The 18893-nt window shown below is 71.0% G+C and carries 13 protein-coding genes; 5 read left to right on the top strand and 8 right to left on the bottom strand.

Annotated features, from left to right (window positions below):
• Nucleotides 1-64 precede the first annotated feature (64 nt).
• The 7 genes from JOD54_RS10400 to JOD54_RS10370 all read right to left on the bottom strand — a co-directional run bounded on the left by JOD54_RS10400 (nucleotide 65) and on the right by JOD54_RS10370 (nucleotide 9247).
• A complete protein-coding gene (locus JOD54_RS10400) occupies nucleotides 65-898 on the bottom strand; it encodes a class I SAM-dependent methyltransferase (protein WP_204450329.1) in 834 nt (277 codons plus the stop codon).
• A gap of 26 nt (nucleotides 899-924) precedes the next feature.
• Nucleotides 925-4128, bottom strand: coding sequence for a S41 family peptidase (locus tag JOD54_RS10395; protein ID WP_204450328.1), 3204 nt, complete (start codon nucleotides 4126-4128; stop codon nucleotides 925-927).
• A gap of 485 nt (nucleotides 4129-4613) precedes the next feature.
• Nucleotides 4614-5531, bottom strand: a complete 918-nt coding sequence (locus JOD54_RS10390; protein WP_204450327.1) for a nucleoside triphosphate pyrophosphohydrolase — start codon at nucleotides 5529-5531, stop codon at nucleotides 4614-4616.
• Nucleotides 5528-6520 carry a SurA N-terminal domain-containing protein gene (locus JOD54_RS10385; protein ID WP_204450326.1) on the bottom strand — a complete coding sequence of 331 codons (993 nt, stop codon included), beginning with the start codon at nucleotides 6518-6520 and terminating at the stop codon, nucleotides 5528-5530. Before JOD54_RS10385 ends, JOD54_RS10390 begins: the two co-directional genes overlap by 4 nt.
• Nucleotides 6521-6573: 53 nt before the next feature.
• Nucleotides 6574-7317, bottom strand: coding sequence for an ESX secretion-associated protein EspG (locus JOD54_RS10380; protein WP_204450325.1), 744 nt, complete (start codon nucleotides 7315-7317; stop codon nucleotides 6574-6576).
• Nucleotides 7318-7713: 396 nt separating this feature from the next.
• Nucleotides 7714-8028 carry a hypothetical protein gene (locus JOD54_RS10375; RefSeq protein WP_204450324.1) on the bottom strand — a complete coding sequence of 105 codons (315 nt, stop codon included), beginning with the start codon at nucleotides 8026-8028 and terminating at the stop codon, nucleotides 7714-7716.
• An 85-nt stretch (nucleotides 8029-8113) separates the two neighbouring features.
• Nucleotides 8114-9247 (bottom strand): PQQ-dependent sugar dehydrogenase, encoded by a 1134-nt coding sequence (locus tag JOD54_RS10370; protein WP_204450323.1) that lies wholly within the window; start codon nucleotides 9245-9247, stop codon nucleotides 8114-8116.
• Between the two features lie 82 nt (nucleotides 9248-9329).
• Here JOD54_RS10370 and JOD54_RS10365 point away from each other — a divergent pair, with 82 nt between their 5' ends.
• On the top strand, nucleotides 9330-10094 hold the full coding sequence (locus tag JOD54_RS10365) for an enoyl-CoA hydratase/isomerase family protein (RefSeq protein WP_204450322.1): 765 nt from the start codon (nucleotides 9330-9332) through the stop codon (nucleotides 10092-10094).
• Here JOD54_RS10365 and JOD54_RS10360 read toward each other — a convergent pair.
• Nucleotides 10068-10664, bottom strand: a complete 597-nt coding sequence (locus JOD54_RS10360; RefSeq protein ID WP_204450321.1) for an HD domain-containing protein — start codon at nucleotides 10662-10664, stop codon at nucleotides 10068-10070. The genes JOD54_RS10365 and JOD54_RS10360 overlap by 27 nt on opposite strands.
• 1050 nt (nucleotides 10665-11714) lie before the next feature.
• Between JOD54_RS10360 and mfd the strand changes: the two genes are divergently transcribed.
• From mfd to JOD54_RS10340, 4 genes are all read left to right on the top strand, one after another.
• Nucleotides 11715-15299, top strand: a complete 3585-nt coding sequence (mfd, locus tag JOD54_RS10355; protein WP_204450320.1) for a transcription-repair coupling factor — start codon at nucleotides 11715-11717, stop codon at nucleotides 15297-15299.
• Nucleotides 15300-15471: 172 nt separating this feature from the next.
• The gene (locus JOD54_RS10350; RefSeq protein ID WP_204450319.1) at nucleotides 15472-17340 is read left to right on the top strand and encodes a tachylectin-related carbohydrate-binding protein; all 1869 of its coding nucleotides are present in this window, start codon (nucleotides 15472-15474) and stop codon (nucleotides 17338-17340) included.
• 468 nt (nucleotides 17341-17808) lie between these two features.
• Nucleotides 17809-18345: a hypothetical protein gene (locus JOD54_RS10345; RefSeq protein WP_204450318.1), complete on the top strand. Its 537-nt coding sequence runs from the start codon at nucleotides 17809-17811 to the stop codon at nucleotides 18343-18345.
• Nucleotides 18336-18683, top strand: coding sequence for a PLL family lectin (locus JOD54_RS10340; protein ID WP_204450317.1), 348 nt, complete (start codon nucleotides 18336-18338; stop codon nucleotides 18681-18683). Before JOD54_RS10345 ends, JOD54_RS10340 begins: the two co-directional genes overlap by 10 nt.
• The last annotated feature ends 210 nt before the right edge of the window (nucleotides 18684-18893 follow it).

Below are 18893 nucleotides of genomic sequence, written 5' to 3'. Positions count from 1 at the left end.
CCGGGAGCAAAGCCGTGACCAGCGGTGATGCCCGCCGAATTGGCGGCGATACGTCAAGGAATCGCTACGGCCGCACCGCCCGCAGCGCGTAGATCAGCGGGATCCGGGGTGCCTCGTCCGGCAAGGAGAACCAGCCGCCGGTGGTGGTCATGGTGGACCATCGGGGCCAGGGGAGCTGCTCGGTCTCACGCAGCAGGGAGATCCGCAGACCGGCACCGACGAGGGCGTTGACGACGTCGCCGATGCCGTGTTGCCACTCGTAGTGGACCTGGGCCTCAGCCAACTCCGGACCGTCGGTGTACGTGCGGGTTCCGTCCCGTTCGACGGAACCGCGGCCGGAGAGGTAGTCGTGGCGCAGCAGCAGGTCCTCGCTGCCGTCCGGTGGCGGTACCGGGCTCAGGGCGTTGAGCAGCGGGTGGAACTCCACCACGTACACCTGGCCGCCGGGGCGCAGCAGCCCCGCGACCTGTCCGGCCCAGACGTCCAGGTCGGGGACGTAGCACAGGGCGCCCTTGCCCGTGTAAACGACGTCGAAGCGGGACCCGCCAAGGGCTTCCACGGCCGAGTGCACGTCGGCTTTGACGTACTCGACCGCGACTCCCTTGGCAGCGGCCAGTTCCGCCGCGGCGCGCACCGACGCCGCTGAGATGTCCAGGCCGACCACGCGCGCGCCGAGAGGCGGGAACGCGATGGTCTCGGCACCGATGTGGCACTGCAGGTGGACGAGGTCCTTGCCTGCCAGATCACCGAGGTCGGCCCACTCGAAGTCGGCGAACCACGCCCTGGGGTCGCGCCCCGCCACGTCGTAGAACCGCGACGCGACGTGGATCGGGGTGCGGGCGTCCCAGTTGGCTTCGTTGGCCTGGATCCTGGCGCTGGTCTCGCTGTCGAATCCCATGATCCCCATCCTGCCGCCAGTGGCCGCTAGTGCAGGGGCGGGAGGGCGGGCGGTTTGGCCGAGGGGGTGGTGGCCAGCCGCTCCAGGGCGATCTCGATGGCGGTGTCGAGCTGCGGGTCGCGCCCGGCGACGTGGTCCTGCGGGCGCATGACGACCTCGACGTCCGGATCGACGCCGTGGTTCTCCATGCCCCAGCCGGTGCCCTCCATCCACGTCGCGTACCTCGGCTGGGTGACCAGGGTGCCGTCGACGAGCCGGTAGCGCATGTCGATGCCGACCACACCGCCCCAGGTGCGGGTGCCGACCACCGGGCCGATCTTGAGCGCCTTGATCGCGGCGTTGACGATGTCGCCGTCGGAGCCGGAGAACTCGTCGGCGACGGCGACCACCGGGCCGCGCGGCGCGTCGAGCGGGTAGGTCTCCTCGTAGTAGCCGTCGCGGGCGCGGCCCCAGCCGACGATGCGGCGGCTGAGCTTCTCCACGATCAGCTGCGACAGGTGCCCGCCCCTGTTCTCCCGCAGGTCGACCACGACACCGTCGCGGCGCATCTCCAACCGCAGGTCGCGGTGGAACTGGGCCCACCCGTTGGCGACCATGTCCGGCACGTGCAGGTAGCCGATCCGGCCGTCGGTGGCCGCGTGCACGTGCGCGCGGCGGTCGTTGACCCACGCCTGGTAGCGCAACGGCATGTCGTCGAGCAGCGGCACCACCACCACGCGCCTGGTCGCCCCGCCGCCCTTGGGTTCGACCGTCAGCTCCACCGGGGTGCCCGCGGTGCCGACCAGGAGCGTGGCCGGTCCGCGCAGCGGGTCGACGGTGATCCCGTCGACGGCGATGATCGCGTCGCCCTCGCGGACGCCGACCCCGGGGGCGCGCAGCGGCGAGCGCGCCTTCGGGTCGGAGGTCTCCCCCGGCACGATCGCGCTGATCCGCCACGCCCCGTCGGCGTCGCGCACGACGTCGGCGCCGAGCAGCCCCTGCCTGCGCCGGTGGTCGCCGCCGCCGCCGGTGGGCAGGACGTAGGCGTGCGAGGTGCCGAGCTCGCCGTGCACCTCCCAGAGCAGGTCGACCAGCTCGTCGTGCGAACCGATCGCGTCGACCAGCGGGCGGTAGGTGTCGAGTACCCCGGCCCAGTCGACGCCGTTCATGTCCGCGCGCCAGAAGTGGTCGCGCATCAGGCGACCGGTCTCGTCGAAGGACTGCCGCCACTCCGCCGCCGGGTCGACGCGCACCCGGACCCGGCTGAGGTCGACGGTGATGTTGTCCTCGGAGTGGTCGTCGTTGTCGGCTTTGCGGTCGGCGGGCAGCACCCGCAGCGACCGGCCGTCGCGCACCACGATCCGGCTGCCGTCGCCGCTGGGCCACACCTCGTCGAGGCCGTCGACCAGGGTGTCGACCTTGAGCTTGGCCAGGTCGTAGCGCTCGAGCACCGAGCGGGGGGCGGCGGACCCGGAGTCGTCGAGGTCGTCGCCGAGCGAGCCGGTCAGCGGGTCGCGCAGCCAGGCGACGCCGCCCTTGACCGCGACCAGGCGCGAATAGCGGGCCGCGGGCACCGGGAAGGAGACCACCCGGTCGGCGATGCCCTCCAGGTCGACCGAGGTGCGCGGGGTCTTGTCGTCGTCATCGGTGTCCTTGGCCTCGGCGCTCGAATCACCGGAGAACCCCCTGCCCTCGCGGACCGGGGCGAACGGCGACGGGGTGAGCGCGGCCAGCGGCGCCAGGTAGGGCCTGCTGCCGTTGGCGAAGGACACGTCGAACACGTGCACGTCGTAGATCGGGTCGAAGCTGCGCGAGGACAGGAACGCCAGGTGCTTGCCGTCGAGGGTGAACGCCGGGTCGGAGTCGACGAACCGCAGCGGGGTCACCTCGACCACGGTGAGGCTGGTCGTGTTGACCATCTTGATGTGCCGCAACGGGTCCGGGCCGGGGTGCGACCAGGCCAGCCAGGCCGAGTCCGGGGAGAAGGTGAGCCCGGTCGGGTCGGACTCGGTCGCCTTCGCGATCTCGCGGACCTCGCCGTCGTCGGCGTCGACCAGCAGCAGCCGCCCGTCGTGGGTGACCACCGCGACCCGCCTGCCGTCCGGCGACGCGGCCAACTCCAGCACCCGGCCCAGCTCACCGGTGGCGACGCGGCGGGGGCTGACACCGGGTTCGCGGCCGTCGACCGGCCCGAACTCCAGCGCGTCCTCACCGTCGGCGTCGGTGACCCACACGGCCTGGCCGGTGCCGCCCAGCACCTGGGGCAGCCGGGCGCGGGCACCGGGTTCCACCGACAGCGCGCGCACCGGACCGTCCCGGTGGGTCACCCAGTGCACGGTGCCGCGCACCTCGACCGCGCTGGCCCTGCCGGTGCGGTCCGGCCCGACCCAGCCGATGTTGCGGCCGACGTGCACCGGGTACACCTGCCGCGACCCGCGCGGGCCGCCCAGCTTCACCTCGACCCGCCTCGGCTCGGCGTCGAGGTCGTCGAGCACCCAGACCTCACCGGCGCGGTGGTAGACCACCCTGGTGCCGTCGGTGCTGGCGTTGCGGGCGTAGAAGCCGCTGTGGTCGCTGTGCTTGCGCAGGTCGCCGCCGTCGGGGGCGCACGAGTAGAGGTTGCCGACGCCCTCGTGGTCGGACAGGAACGCGACGCGCTCACCCACCCACAGTGGGCAGACGATGTGTCCGTCCACATCGGACAGGATGCGGCGGAAGTCGCCGTTGCCAGCCGGGTCGGCCCAGACCTTGCCCATCGTGCCGCCGCGGTAGCGCTTCCACCACGCGGGCTCGCGGGAGATCGTCGTGCCGAGCAGGACACCGCCGTCCGCGGCCAGGTCCAGCGAGGCGAGCGGACCGTAGGGCAGCCGCTCGGCGGGCGAACCGTCGAGCGGGACGGCGTAGGCCCAGGTCGCCCGGATCGAGGCGCGCCCGGTGGAGGACTTCGCGGTGACCAGGCCGTCGCGGGTCCACCCGGTGACAGCCGTGTTGACGTCCCCCCAGAAGGTCAGCCGCTCGCTGGGCCCACCCGCGACCGGCGCCACGTGCACCTCGGGCTCGACGTCGCGGGTGCTGCTCCAGGCGATCCTCGTCCCGTCCGGGGAGAACCTCGGGTTGCTCACCGGCACCTGGTCAGCCGACAGGCGCCACGCCCGCCCGCCGTCGACCGGGGCCAACCACACGTCGTCCTCGGCGACGAAGGTGATCAGGTCCGCGTGCAGGTGGGGGAATCTCAGGTAGGCGTCGGTCACCCTGCCAAGTTAGCCACACTGGCGATCCGGCGGTGCCACTTTCACCGCGTAGCCGTGCACCGTCCACCGACTGCCGTAGCGCCGCGCCGCCGAGCAGCGGCACCCGCCCCGGTCAGCCACTTCCCAACCGCAGCGCCGGTTTCGCCGGGCACGAGCCGGAATCGGCCACAGTGGATGCCCGCGCCGTTGATCGGGACGAGTTGATCGGGACAAGCCGAACCAGGTAGCCCCGAACCGCTCAGGCCGAAGGCCAGTGCACCCGCGGCACGACAGCCGTCAATCCCACCCGACCGCGTCGGCAAACACCTCGTCGCCCGCACCGGCGCCTGGCCGAACAGCCGCACGACCGCCGTCAACTCCGCCCGACCGCCTCGGCCTGCTCTTGGCGCACGCACCCGATCGGCGAACCACCCCGGCCACCTTGCGCAGGTCCTACCCCAGATCACTCCCGGCAAGCCGTACCCGCGCCGCGTAGCCCGAACCGCTCAGGCTGAAGGCCAGTGCGCCCGCCAGGCCTCAGCCGTCAGCTCCACCCCGGCCGCCTTGGCGGACTTCTCCGCCGCGCGCACCTGATCGGCGAACCGCCGGGCTACCTCGCGCAGGTCATGCTCGGGATCACGCCCGGTGAGCCGGGCACGTGCCGCCAGGGTGAACAGCTGCTCGCCGATCGAGTCGCCCTCCGGGACCAGGTCGGCTGGGAATCCGGCTTTGCCCGCGCGGTGCACCAGCTTGGCCGCCAGGGCGACCGCGGGTTGGCCCATGGCCACCCCGTCGACGCTGGAGGTGCGTTGTTTTTCTTGCTGCTTCAGTTCGTCCCAGCGGGTCTGCTGGGTCTGGGCGTCCCAGACCGCGGGGCCGTTGGCGAAGACGTGGGGGTGGCGGGAGACCAGTTTGTCCACCAGGGCGGTGGCCACGTCGTCGATGTCGAAGGGGTCGTCCGCGGCGTCGGCGGCGACTCGGGCGTGGAAGAGGACCTGCAGGAGCACGTCGCCCAGTTCCTCGCGGAGGGCGGTGCGGTCGCCGTCGTCGATGGCGTCGAGGAGTTCGTAGGCCTCTTCGACCAGGTACTGGCGGAGGGACTCGTGCGTCTGGTCGGCGTCCCACGGGCAGCCGCCCGGAGAGCGGAGGGTGTCCATGACCCGCACGGCGCGCACCAACCCGGCGCCCTCGGTGCGGTACACGGGCGCGCCCGGCAGCGTGTACGCCGGGTCGTCGGTGAGGATCACGACCGGGTGATCAGCGACCTCGTCGGCCAGGTCCACCGGGAGCGGGCCGTCACCGAGGGCGACATCGACACCGCCACCCACGTAGACGCGGGTGGCGGTGCGGAGCAGGGGGAGCGCGGCCGCGGGCACCGTGTCCGCGGTGAGGACCACCACGGCGGTACCCGGGTGCGGGGTCACTGCTGCTTGGCGTTCTTGATCGGGAAGACCACGCCGACGGTGACCGACTCGTCCGCGGCGACGTTCATGTCGGAGGCGTCCCAGACGCCGTACCTCGGGCTGATCTTGATGCCCAGCTCGTCGCCGGTGGACTGCAGCAGCCTGCGGCCCAGCGAGGTGGCCACCCTGGCGTCGTTCTCCTGCTGGGCGGCTGGCTTGCCGTCGAAGGCGCGCTTGTGGATCACCGCGACCACCCAGTTGCCCTGCTCGGGGTTGGGCTGGAAGGCGATCACCGAGCCCGCGGGGGCGCCGAAGATGACCGTGCCCGCGATCTCGGGGGCCAGCGCGGGGGTGAGCGTCTCGCCCTTGGCGGCCTGCGCCCCGGCGGCGACGTCGTCGTCGATGACCTTCGCGGCCGCCTCGGGGCTCTGCGCGATCTGCTTGGCCTTGTCGACGGCCTGACCGCGCAGCGACCCGGCCTTGTCCTGCTCACCGGCGGCGACCAGGGTGAAGTCGAAGGTCACCGAGAGCTTCGAGAGCTGCTCGGTGCCGAACTTGGCCAGCAGCAGGTAGTCGCGGGCGAGGTACTCGGCGTCGAAGGCCCGGTTGACCGCCTGCTGCACGATGGCGTCCGGCGCGGCGCTGCCGTCGTCGGGGAACTCCTGCAGCGAGGCGGTGATCTGCTCGGCGAGCTCGGTGACCTGGGCGGGCTCGACGGTGACCTTCTGCTTGGCCGAGTAGTCCGCGATCAGCTCGTGCAGCACCAGCTGGCGCAGCACGGCGCGCGAGACCAGGTTCAGCTTGCGCTGGTCGGCGAGCACGCGGACCGCGGGTTCGACCTTGACCGCCCGGTCGACGAGGTCTTGCACCTCGTTGACCCCGATGGTCTTGCCGCCCACGATCGCGGCGGTGTTCACCTGGTTCGGCCCGCTGGCGCAGGCGCCGAGCACCAGCCCGAGCGCGATCAACGACGCGATGAGGGGGCTGCGGCGGCGGATGACGGTGGTCACAGTGCCCAAGCCTCTCACAGCGGCCCTGGCGCGGCGACGAGTACCCGCTCGTGTTACGGGCCGTGAGCGGCGCCGCCCAGGCGCAGCAGGTGGGCGAGCTGGTCGCGCAGCACGGCCGAGTCGGCGGGGGCGAGGTCGACCCACTGGCGGCCATCGGCGCGCACGGTCCGCACCAGCGCGTACCGGCCGTCGTCGGCGACGTCGAACCAGAACAGCGAGGGGCCGCGTTCGGCGTGCGCGGTCACGCCGAGTTGACCGGCGCGCAACCGGCGCGCGGCGAGCAGCTCGGTGAGCACCGGGACCTGCTCTGCGTGCTCGGCCCGCCAGCTGCCGCCCGCGACCCGGCCCGCCCGGTCGGCGGGCAGCTCGGCGACCACGGCCGAGGCGAGCGCGGTGATCCCGACGTCGCGGACCAGCACGTCGCCGCCCGCGTGCTCGCTGGGGCCGGGTTCCTGGGTGGCGATCACCGCGCGCCCGCCGACCCTGGCGGCCAGCACCCGGTGCGGCGAGTCGGAGCCGTCCTCGGCCATCCACACGGAGTCGACCGAGACCTCGGGGGCGTGCAGCATGCGCAGCGCGGCGTCGAGCTCGGGGTCCACCCGGTCGCCCCTGCCGAGGATGTTGGCCGCGCGCAGCTTGGCCCGGACCCGCTCGTTGACCTCGGCCTGCTCCCGCTGGGTGATGCCCGCGCGGGCCACCTGCAAGGGGTAGGGGAACTCGTCCATGCCGAGCCGGTCCCACACGTTGCCGAACTCGTCGGGGGTGAGCGTCCAGCCGAGCTGGGTCGTCAAGGTCACTGCTGCTCCACGATCACGGGCGGCGCCGCCTGGCGGCCTGCGCCGAACACCTGGTCCTCTCCGTCTCCGCCGGTCGGCGGCCGGTGTCCTCGCCCCCGCGCGAGGAGCCGTGCGCGGCCTGCGGCCGGGCACTCCCGCCGGGCCGGGGCGGGTGCTCAAGCGGACCCTGTCGCCGACGGCGGCGCTCCGGTAGGGCCGAACTGCCCTGGTCGCACCGAGGCGGACCGCAGTCCGCTCGCCGGGGTCGTCAGGTCCGGCCCGGGCGGGCCCGCGGCGAGGTTTTCGGCCGGGTGTCTCGATGGGACGGAGTGGTCGACCCGACCTGATGGCAACACATGCACCGGTCCGCATATCGAACTCCGCACCGCTGTCCACAGCGGACGGCGGTGGATCCGGTCACCGACCCCCGCCGATCCACCGGACGCTCTCCAGGTCGGCCTCGGCGCCCCCGTCGGCGATCGCGCGGAACCGGTCGGCCATGTCCCACAACTCGGCCCGCACCTGCGCCACCCGGTGGTCGAAACCCTGGTAGGCGATGGCTTTGTCGGCGAAGGCGAAACCCATCACGGCAGCGGGCACGCGGTCGCCGTAGTCGATGTACTCGTGCACGGTGGCCGCCGCGACCAGCGAGTCCAACCTGCTGATCTGGGCCATGCACTGCTCGTGAGCCCGGCGCGCCTCATCGGGACTGATCGAGAACTGCCCCGCCATGGCCGCTCCTCCCCTGGTCAGCCGCCTTTTCAGGCCACTCGCCAGTGGAGTCGCCAAGTACGCGACCTGTGTTACCTGATCGCCTTTATGCAGCAGGGGTTATGCGTAGGAGCTTGTCGTCAGTCCCATTCGAGGTACTGATGTAGAGCGAGCCGTCAGGCGCCGTTCGCGCGGCCCTAAGACGGCCGTAGCCCTGCAGTTCAGCCGGAATGGCAGTGGAAGTGACGTCACCGTTGGCGTTGAGGGTCAGGAAGAGCGCCTTGGCTCCCTTGAGGGCGGTGATGACGAGGGTGCCGTCCAAGGAACCCCACCGGGACCCGGTGAGGAACGCGGCCGCGCAGATGGCTTCGGTCGTCTCACCGGATTGCCACTTGGCCGGAATCGCATCTGGGAACCGCGTCAGGTCCGTCATGGGGACGCTCTCGTCATACCCGGGCACAGTGCCGCCCTGGGACGGATCCCAGCCGTAGTTGGCGCCTGCCTTCAAGAGGTTGACTTCGTCGTTCTTATCTGGACCGTGCTCCGCGACGAAGACCTGACCGTTAGGCCGAAGCGCCACGCCTTGGACGTTGCGGTGACCGTAGGTGTAGACGGGAGATCCTGGGATGGGGTTGTCCGGCAGCGGGGCGCCCGTCTTCAGGTCTATGCGGAGAACCTTGCCCCCCAGGGACCTTTTGTCCTGCGAAGCGTCACCGCGCGCAGTGTCACCGGTACCGACCAAGAGGGCACCGTCAGCCGCGATGGTGGGGCGGCAGCCGGAGTGCCTACCGCTGGAGGCGAGCGGCAGGCCCGTCAGCAGCTCGCGGACCCGCGTGGCCATCTGTTCGTCCTCGGTGAGCCGCCAGGTCACGAGCCGGATGTCGACGGGCTGGCCGTTCTCCATGTGGGTCTGGCACGTGGTGAACTCGCGGGAAGTGGCGAAGTCGGGGTGCACGACCATGCCCATCAGGCCGCCCTCACCGCGGACCTGGACCGTGTAGGTCACGGCCTTCAACCGGGTCACGGTGGTACCGGAGATCAACGCGAACTCGCCGTTGCGCTGGGTCACCAGGATCTTGCCGTCCGGCAGGAACCCGATGTCCCAGCCGTGACTCAGACCCGCGGCGACCGTCTCGACCGTTAACCCGCCAGCCGGTGGCGGGGGTACCGCCGCTCCGCTCGAACCGCACGAGCTGAGCACCAACATGGCTGACATCACGACCACGGGGGTACGGCGCATACAGGAAGAATGCCCCATCTCACCCCGGCCTAACTAGCCAAACACCACCTTGGGAACTTCCCCCACGGCTACCGTGGCCCGCGTGAGCGAGCACCTCATCCTGACCTGCGACGGCCCGGTCGCCACCCTCACGGTGGACCGGCCCGCGAAGAAGAACGCGATCAGCTACGAGATGTGGGCGGCGATCCCCGGCATCGCCGCCCGCGTCCGCGCCGACGACGAGGCCAGGGTCCTGGTCATCAAGGGCACCGAGGGCACCTTCTCGGCAGGCGCGGACATCAGCGAGTTCTCCACCCTGCGCCGCGACCCGGCGGGCGCCCGCCGCTACGCCGACGCCATCGAGGCAGCCACCAAGGCGCTGACCGGCCTGGCCAAGCCCACCATCGCCGCCATCACCGGCTTCTGCATCGGCGGCGGCTGCGAACTAGCCCTCGCCTGCGACCTGCGGATCGCGGCAACGGACGCCCGCTTCGGGGTGACCCCGTCCAAGCTCGGCATCGTGTTCAACCTGCCGTCGACCAAACAGCTGGTGGACGCGGTCGGGCCCGCCTGGGCCAAGCAGATCCTCTTCACCGGCGACATCATCGACGCCGACACCGCCCTGCGGATCGGCCTGGTCAACGAGGTGCACGCGGAACCGGTCAAGAGGGCCGTGGAACTGGCCACAACCATGGCCTCCCGCTCCCAGGTCACCATCCGTGGCGCCAAGGACATCGTCGGCCGCATCGTCGACGGCCGCTACGAAGAGGACGAAGAAGTCCACTTCATGTACTCCGCCTCAGTAAACAGCCCCGACTACGCAGAAGGCGTCTCAGCCTTCCTAGAGAAGCGTCACCCGCGCTTCTAGTTCAGCAACCAAGTTCTTACGCGCCAAGACTTCCCAGCGCTCTTGCGCCAAGGGGGTCCTGTAGAGGCTGGGCAATGCGAGCAGGTTCCGCAACACAGCAGCCCGACCAACCCGGAAGGCGTCGTCCGGCACATGCCGATACTCCTCCCGCACCGCGTCGACATACGCCCAGTACCTCGCCGACCCCAGAATCGCTAGATCGGCGTCGCACAAGACCTCCCCGTTCCGATCCCCCGACGCTGTTCGGTGCCCGGCCGTGAGGCGGACCAACCGGGCGACCTCGGCCACCTCCCTGGCACCGAGGCCAACCCCGGGCAGCTCCGCCTCGGCCAGGAGCGCGCTCTGCTCCTCGTCGTCGGGAGCGCCCTGGTAGACGGCATCGTGGTACCAGGCGGCCAGTCGGACCAGGTTGGGATCGGTGGCGTGCTCGGCTAGAAGATCCACACCGGACAGGACGGCTTCGAGGTGCGCGAGGTCGTGGTACCTCCGGTGCGGCTCCGACCACCTGGCTACTAGGGCCTGCCCTAGGGCCTCGTCTAGTCCCAGGCTGGCCCATCTGCTCAGCAGCATGCCGCACGGTAGCGCGAGGCCGTCTGATGGATCGCCTCGTCGCCTGGCGGCGACCTTGGCGGGGATCCGCGATTTAACTGCAGGCTCGATGTGGTGGACCTGTTTTGCGTGGGGCCCCTACGACAGCCGTGGCAGGACCGCAAAGCAGGGGCCGAAAAGCATGGCCCTGTCCGCGCAGGAACGCTACGACTGCCGCCACCCCACACAAAACAGGTCCACCCCATCGAGCAGTTGGCACCAGCGACTTCCGAGTGTCCAGTGGTTGCTTCTGGCGTCGGGGTAGGGCGGCTGGGATGGCACCGAAGCTCCGAGTGTCCAGTGGTTGGGCTGGCGGGGTTGGCTCGGTGGGTTGGGTTGGCAGCAGCGACTCCGAGTGTCCAGTGGTCGGTGATGCTGTCGGAGTCGGGTGGTTGGGCTGGCGGGGCTGGGTCGGGGGGCTGGGTTGGGTGGGCTGCTTCCGGGAGCGGTGGTGCCAGAACAACCCCCCGAGCCAGCCCACCCAAGCCGACCACCGCTCCCGGAAGCCGCCCACTCAACCCAGTCACCACGAACCGGCCCCGCCAACCCAGCCCACCGGGCCAACCCCGCCAGCCCGATCACCGCTCCCCGGAAGCCGCCCACCCAAATTGCTCGATGGGGCGGACTTGGTTTGCGTGGGGTGGCGGTATCCGTAGCGTTGTGCGCTGCAGGGCCATGCTTTTCGGCCCCAGCTTTGCGGTCCTGCCACGGGTAGCGCAGGGGCCCCGCGCAAACCAAGTTCGCCCCATCGAGCACACCCGACCACGACGGATCCAGGTCGCGATGCCGCAGGCGAGCCGAACCCGCCCCACCGAGCCCACCGCACCACCACGGGTCCGGGGCGCGAGCCCCACCGAGCCCACCGCCCCACCACGATCCAGCGCAATGCCGCAGGCGAGCCGACCCAGCCCCATCCACCCCACCCCACCACCACAGACCCGGGTCCCGAGCCCACCCCACCACCACGGTCCGGATCGCGACGCGACGGCTGTCGGTCTCGACCCGTAGGCTGGACGGCGGACCTCACCCCGCATGAAGGACACCCCGCTCGTGTCGAAGCTGCACGGCCTGCTGACCACCCTGCTCGCCGATCCCGCCGCCGTCGCCATCACCGACGCGGCGGGTTCTCCCACCAAGACGCTCTCCGGGCCGGTTGCCGCCCGGCCGCTGGTCGTGGCCGCGCTGGCCGCCAAAACCCCGGTGCTGGCGATCACGGCCACCGGTCGCGAGTCCGACGACCTCGTCGCTGTGCTCCGCGACCTGCTCGGGCGCGATGCCGTGGCGGATTTCCCCAGTTGGGAGACGCTCCCGCATGAGCGCCTCTCCCCCCGGGCGGACACGGTCGGTGCCCGGTTGGCGATCCTGCGCAGGCTGGCTCACCCGGAGGAGCACCCGGCCGGGGCCCTGAAGGTGGTCGTGGCCACGGTCCGCAGCCTGATCCAGCCGATGGCCCCCGGCCTGGGCGAGCTCGCCCCGGTGCACCTGCGGACCGGGGTGGAGCAGGACTTCGACGCGGTGGTGGCTCGGCTCGCCGACCTGGCCTACGCCAGGGTGGACATGGTGGAGAAGCGCGGCGAGTTCGCCGTGCGCGGCGGCATCCTCGACCTGTTCCCGCCGACCGCGGAGCACCCGGTCCGGGTGGAGTTCTGGGGCGACGAGGTCAGTGAGATCCGCCCGTTCGCGGTGGCCGACCAGCGGTCGCTGCCGGGGGAGGTCGCCGAGGTCACCGCCCCGCCGTGCCGGGAGTTGCTGCTGACCGAGGACGTGCGGACCAGGGCGGCCGGGCTGGCCGAGCTGCACCAGGCCGACGCGCACCTGCACGAGATGCTGACCAAGCTCGCCGAGGGGATCCCGTCGGAGGGCATGGAGGCGCTGATCCCGGCGCTGGTGCCCGGGCAGATGCAGCTGCTCACCGACGTCGTCCCGCCGGGCACGCACGTGCTGCTCAACGACCCGGAGAAGATCCGCACCCGGGCGCACGACCTGGTGCGCACCGGCCAGGAGTTCCTGGAGGCCTCCTGGATGGCGGCCGCGGGCGGCGGCAAGGCCCCGATCGACCTGGGCGCGTCGGCCTACCGCGACCTCGGTGACGTCGCCGCGCACGCCCGCGACCACGAGCACCCCTGGTGGACGCTGTCGCAGCTGACCACGCCGGACGAGGACTCGATCACCCTCGACGTGCGCCCGGTCGAGGGCTACCGCGGTGAGATCGAGCGGGCGTTCGCGGACCTGCGCGCGCACACGTCCACCGACGGCATCGCGGTCTTGGTCGTGCCGGGGGCCGGTACCGCCAAGCGCGCGGTGGAGCAGTTGGCCGAGGCCGAGGTGTCTGCCGTCTTCGCCGAGGAGGGCCTCTCGCAGCCCCCTCGCGCGGGCGTGGTCACCGTCGTCTGCGGCGCCATCGAAGACGGTCTCATCGCCCCCGGTTCGAACCTGGTCCTGGTGACCGAGGCCGACCTGACCGGCGGCAGGCACGGCACGTCCACAAAGGACATGTCGACCAAGATGCCGTCGCGGCGCCGCAACGCGGTGGACCCGTTGGCGCTCAAGGCGGGCGACTACGTCGTGCACGAGCAGCACGGCATCGGCCGCTACATCGAGATGGTGCAGCGCACGGTCGCGGGGGCCACCCGCGAGTACCTGGTGCTGGAGTACGCGAGCTCCAAGCGCGGCCAGCCGGGCGACCGGCTGTTCGTGCCGACCGACCAGCTCGACGAGGTGTCGCGCTACGTCGGCGGTGAGCTGCCCACGCTCAACAAGCTCGGCGGGTCCGACTGGAAGAACACGAAGGCCAAGGCCAAGAAGGCGGTCAAGCAGATCGCCGCGGAGCTGGTGCAGCTCTACGCGGCCCGCCAGGCCGCGCCTGGGCACGCGTTCGGGCCGGACACGCCGTGGCAGCGCGAACTCGAGGACGCCTTCCCGTTCACCGAGACCATCGACCAGCTCGCCGCGATCGACGAGGTCAAGGCCGACATGATGCGCGGCGTCCCGATGGACCGGGTCATCTGCGGCGACGTCGGGTACGGCAAGACCGAGATCGCGGTGCGGGCGGCGTTCAAGGCGGTGCAGGACGGCAAGCAGGTGGCGGTGCTGGTGCCGACCACGCTGCTGGCGCAGCAGCACCTGAACACCTTCTCCGGCCGCATGCACTCGTTCCCGGTCACCGTGCGGGGGCTGTCGCGGTTCACCGACCCGCAGGAGTCCGAGCGCACCGTCGAGGGCCTGGCCGACGGGTCGGTCGACATCGTCATCGGCACGCACCGGCTGCTGCAGACCGGGCTGCGCTACAAGGACCTCGGCCTGGTGATCGTCGACGAGGAGCAGCGCTTCGGCGTCGAGCACAAGGAGCACATCAAGGCGCTGCGCACGCACGTCGACGTCCTGACGATGTCGGCGACGCCGATCCCGCGCACCCTGGAGATGTCGTTGGCGGGCATCCGGGAGATGTCGACCATCCTGACCCCGCCGGAGGACCGCCACCCCATCCTCACCTACGTCGGCGGCTACGACGACAAGCAGGTCGGCGCCGCGATCCGGCGCGAGCTCCTGCGCGACGGCCAGGTCTTCTACGTGCACAACCGGGTGTCGTCGATCGAGAAGGCCGCCCGCAGGCTGCGCGAGCTGATCCCCGAGGCCAGGGTGGTCACCGCGCACGGCCAGATGAACGAGGAGCGCCTGGAGAAGATCATCCAGGGCTTCTGGGAGCGCGAGCACGACGTGCTGGTCTGCACCACGATCGTCGAGACCGGTCTGGACATCTCCAACGCCAACACCCTCATCGTCGAGCGCGGCGACATGCTGGGCCTGGCCCAGCTGCACCAGCTGCGCGGCCGGGTCGGCCGTGGCCGCGAGCGCGGCTACGCGTACTTCCTGTACCCGCCGGAGTCCCCGCTCACCGAGACCGCGCACGACCGGCTGGCCACCATCGCCCAGAACACCGAACTCGGCGCGGGCATGGCCGTGGCCATGAAGGACCTGGAGATCCGCGGCGCTGGCAACATCCTCGGCGCCGAGCAGTCCGGCCACATCGCGGGCGTCGGTTTCGACCTCTACGTGCGCCTGGTCGGCGAGGCGGTGGAGGCCTTCCGCAAGCACGCCGGGGCACCCGGGGCCGAGGACGAGGAGGAGTTGGCCGAGGTCCGGGTCGACCTGCCGGTCGACGCGCACATCCCGCACGACTACGTCCCCGGTGAACGACTACGGCTGGAGGCGTACCGCAAGCTGGCCGCCGCGCCGGACACGGCCGCCCTGGACGCGGTGCGCGAGGAGCTGGTCGACCGGTACGGGGAGCCGCCGACGCCGGTGGTCAACCTGCTCGCGGTGGCCCGGTTCCGGCAGCAGTGCCGGGAGCACGGGGTCACCGAGGTGATCGCGCAGGGCAACAACATCCGGTTCGCGCCGCTGCCGTTGCGCGATTCCCAGCTGGTTCGGCTCAAGCGGCTGCACCCGAAGGCCGTGCACAAGGCGGTCACGAACACGGTCACCACGCCCCGACCCACGGAGGGTGGGGCTGGTGGGCGCATCGGGGCGCCGGTGCTGCGCGACCTCGACCTGCTGGACTGGTGCGTGAAGTTCCTGGAGTCGCTGGAGGTCAAGCCCGCCGTGGCGGGGGTGTGACGGCGCCGACACGCACCGTCCGCAGAGCTTGTGAGACTGCTTACAGAGTCCTTGATCAACAGTGCTCTGAGCACGGACCGCCCACTCGGGGTGAGCAAGGGCAGTCCACAAAGGAACCGGGAGCGTTTAGTCTCTGGCCTCCGATTCACACGGTTCCTGGGGTTGAACTGACATGCACGACATCAGACGTGCGGGTGTGCTCGTGGCCGCTGTCCTCGCCGCCACCTGCCTGTCCGCGACCAGCGCGAGCGCGGCGCCCGCCGCCGGTCCGCCGGTGTGCTCTCCCGCTGTAGACGTGTTCGGGGTGGAGCCGGACGGCCGCCTCTTCGTCTACCCGCACAACGAGCCCGAGACGGGTGCGGCGAGCTGGGGCGCCAAGCGCTACATCGGCTCCGGCTGGAACGGCGGCACCGTCATGGCCGGGCCCGGCGGGTGGATCCACTACGTCACCAAGGGCGATCTGCAGCACCGCCGCTACCAGTGGACCGGCTCGTCCTGGGCCACCTTCGGCGGCCGCCAGTACCAGGACCTCGGCCGCCTCGACCCGGCCACGTCCGAGAAGATCACCGTGGACGAGCGGGGGCGGCTGCTCACCAACGGCACCACCGGCTTCACCGCGTCGAGCTGGGACGACCAGGGGCGGTTCCTGTCCAAGGGGCTGCAATTGGGGTTCCCGGGCGCGACGGGGGACATGATCGCCTCCGGCGACGGCGGGTTCTTCCTGCGCTCGGGCGATCTCCTGCTCCGGTACCGGTTCGAGTTCGACTCCCTGCACTGGGCGGTGACCGGCCAGGTCGTGGGGCGCGGCTTCAGTTCCTTCAAGCGCCTCTTCGGGGGCGGGGGCGGCGTGCTCTACGGCGTCGCCAACGACGCCGCGGGCACCCTGCTCTGGTACCGGTACGACGACGCGGCGGGCACCTGGGCGAACAACGGCATCGGCAAGGTCGTCGGCTCCGGGTGGAACACCCTCGCGGGCACTTCCGCGGCGGGCTGCACGACGCCGGTGGCGGTGCCACCACAGCCCGAGCCCCCCGTGCCGCCGGTGCCCCCGGTACCGGAACCACCGCTGCCCGCGGCACACGATGAGCGGCCCGCGCTGAGGTTCAACGAGAACACCCGCACGTACGAAGCGGCGTGGGTGAACAACAACGGCCAACTGCTGTTCGGCGCGGAAGACCCGCAGGACCCCACCAAGGTCAACTGGACCGCCATGTCCGGCTACCAGGGGTACACCGGCACCGCGTCGGTGGCACGGGAGTACGGCGCCAAGGGCCGCGCGTTCGTGTCGGCCAGCAGCCAGGACGGCATCGGCCGGTTCCACGTCCAACAGCCGGACGGCGGGTTCAGCACCGCGACCAACGTGGGCAAGTCGTTCCGCACCGGACCAGCACTGTTCATGATCGGCAGCGAAGGCGTGTACGCCTACGGCCTCGACAACGTCGGCACCCTCTCCGAGTCCACCCGCGGGGTCGACAGCTTCGGGGGCTGGTACACCATGGCGGAGAGGCTCGGACCGGACACCACACTCACCAAGCCGTACTCCGCGGTCGTCGCCATCACCCGCAACTCGGTGGGGCAGGCGGAGTACCGCGAGGGCATGCGGGGCCGCCAACTCTCGGCACCGAAGACCACCGAGGTGCTGCCTGGAATGGGCGTGCCCACCTGGACCACGGGCAACGGTGCGGTGGGCGGGCACGAGCGGCTGATAGCCGTTGACGGCGCCGGAAAGCTGTGGACCGCTCAGTCGAACGCCACCGGCTTCGACCCGTGGACCGACATCAGCGGCGGCCTCACCTTCACCGGTGCTGTCGACACACTGCCGTGGAACCCGAGCCGGATCGACCTGGTGGCCCGCACCACCGATGGCACGGTGGTACGCAGGGTGGTCACCGACTGGGCGGCCCAGCAGCCGTGGATCCCGGTCGGCACCTCGACGGTGGACCCCGTGATCTCCTCGGGCACCTATCAGAAGGGGAAGGTGGTCCTGCTCATCGATGCGTCCGGCAAGGGCACGCTGGTCCCCTTCCCGTTCAACGGATAACCGCCCGCTCCTGGGGAACGCAGGTGGGCCACGCCGGCGGAGGTCACACGGCTGCTGCTCGGCAGGCACAACGTGACGGCACGGTCGTGCGGCGGCAGATCATCGACTGGTAGGTCCAGCAGCCGTGGATCCCCTACCGGTCCTGATCCTCCACTCCGGACCGCGCGGCGACTAAGATGACCACGCCGCGCGGTCTGGGGCCGCGCCCCGATCTGCCTGGGGAACACCAGATGAACAGCAGGAAACTCGCCGTCGTTTTCGCGGCAGGCGTGGTTGCCGTCGCCGGGTTGCCGATCATGGCCGGTCCGGCTGCGGCGGCGCCGCCAACGCCTCGCTCGGCGGGAACCTGATCTGGTACCGCTACGACGAGACCACCGGTTCCTGGGCCAACAACGGGATCGGCCGGGTCGTCGGCTCGGGCTGGTCGGCGCTGCCGTCGGTGTTCGGCCAGAGCGACGGCTGCTGCTGTTGTTCGGCCGCCAGCGCGCGGACGACCGGACCCTCGTCGAGCGGTCGCGGGCCGCCGACTACCAGGGCCCCACCGGCCGGGCGACGCTGGCGCAGCGGGGGCAGGTGGCCTTCACCTACGTCGCGGCCGCCGGCGACGACGCCAATGGCCGCATCTACACCCAATCGACCTGGGACACCTTCCGCGACCCCGACCAGACGGCGGGTGTCTTCGCCGCCGGGCCATTCGTGGTCGGAACCGGATCGGACCTCGTGCAAGCGTTTGCCGTCGACGCCTCCGGCAGGCTCTACAACGCTGTACAACTGTCGTCGAACACCGGTTTCCTGCCGTGGCGCAACACCGGGGTCGTGGTGGGCACCGACGTTTTCCTCCGACCGAACTACGGCACCCCGCTGATCACCTACCGGAACGCCGCCGGTGAGGTCGAGTTCCGCACATTCGACAACGACCGAATCAGCGCGCCGAAGGTCGCCCCGGCTTCGCCACGGCGGGCCTGCCGATCGTCGTCAAGCGCGGGGACGGCACCGTGCAGATAGTCGCGCGCGGGGTCGACGGTTCACTGCGCACGGCGCGGGAAACCGCGACCGGCTTTACCGCGTGGACCGATATCAGTGGCGGCAACACCTTCACGGGCTCCCCCGACGCGGTGCTGGACTGGGGCCAGGGCGTGCAGGTCGTGGCCAGGACCACCGGCGGTTCTGTGGTGCGCTCCGGTGAGACCGCACCGGGTTCGGCCACCTGGAACCCGTGGAGCGCCCCGCTCGGCACCTCGGTGCTCGACCCGGTCGCGGCCTCCGGCACCTCGGACCACGCGGTGCTGCTGGTCGACGCGGCAGGCGTCGGCAAGCTCGTGCGGTTCCAGCCGGGCGCTTGATCGACAATCGGCGACCGGCGCGGCGAATGCGGGACAAGTACATCTCCGGTGAACCCGGTGGTGTTACAGGATTTCCCGCACTCGCCGCGATCACCACGACACACCGGGAATGGGGCGAATCGAACTGGACAGCCCGGCTGATCCCGCTACAATCGTGATCACTGGGGCGGTACTTCTGGGGAATGGCACGCGATGGCGGGGGCTTGGGGC

This window comes from Actinokineospora baliensis, assembly GCF_016907695.1.
In the GTDB taxonomy this organism is placed as follows: Bacteria; Actinomycetota; Actinomycetes; order Mycobacteriales; family Pseudonocardiaceae; genus Actinokineospora; species Actinokineospora baliensis.
Note: the sequence above shows the minus strand (reverse complement) of the source record. Positions and strands in the feature narration are given on the sequence as shown.

What these genes read in the sequence shown, in the direction of transcription:
- JOD54_RS10400 (WP_204450329.1), bottom strand. Translation starts at nt 898, where the DNA reads ATGGGATTCGACAGCGAGACCAGCGCCAGGATCCAGGCCAACGAAGCC.
- JOD54_RS10375 (WP_204450324.1), bottom strand. Translation starts at nt 8,028, where the DNA reads ATGGCGGGGCAGTTCTCGATCAGTCCCGATGAGGCGCGCCGGGCTCAC.
- JOD54_RS10370 (WP_204450323.1), bottom strand. Translation starts at nt 9,247, where the DNA reads ATGCGCCGTACCCCCGTGGTCGTGATGTCAGCCATGTTGGTGCTCAGC.
- JOD54_RS10360 (WP_204450321.1), bottom strand. Translation starts at nt 10,664, where the DNA reads ATGCTGCTGAGCAGATGGGCCAGCCTGGGACTAGACGAGGCCCTAGGG.
- mfd (WP_204450320.1), top strand. Translation starts at nt 11,715, where the DNA reads ATGAAGGACACCCCGCTCGTGTCGAAGCTGCACGGCCTGCTGACCACC.
- JOD54_RS10350 (WP_204450319.1), top strand. Translation starts at nt 15,472, where the DNA reads ATGCACGACATCAGACGTGCGGGTGTGCTCGTGGCCGCTGTCCTCGCC.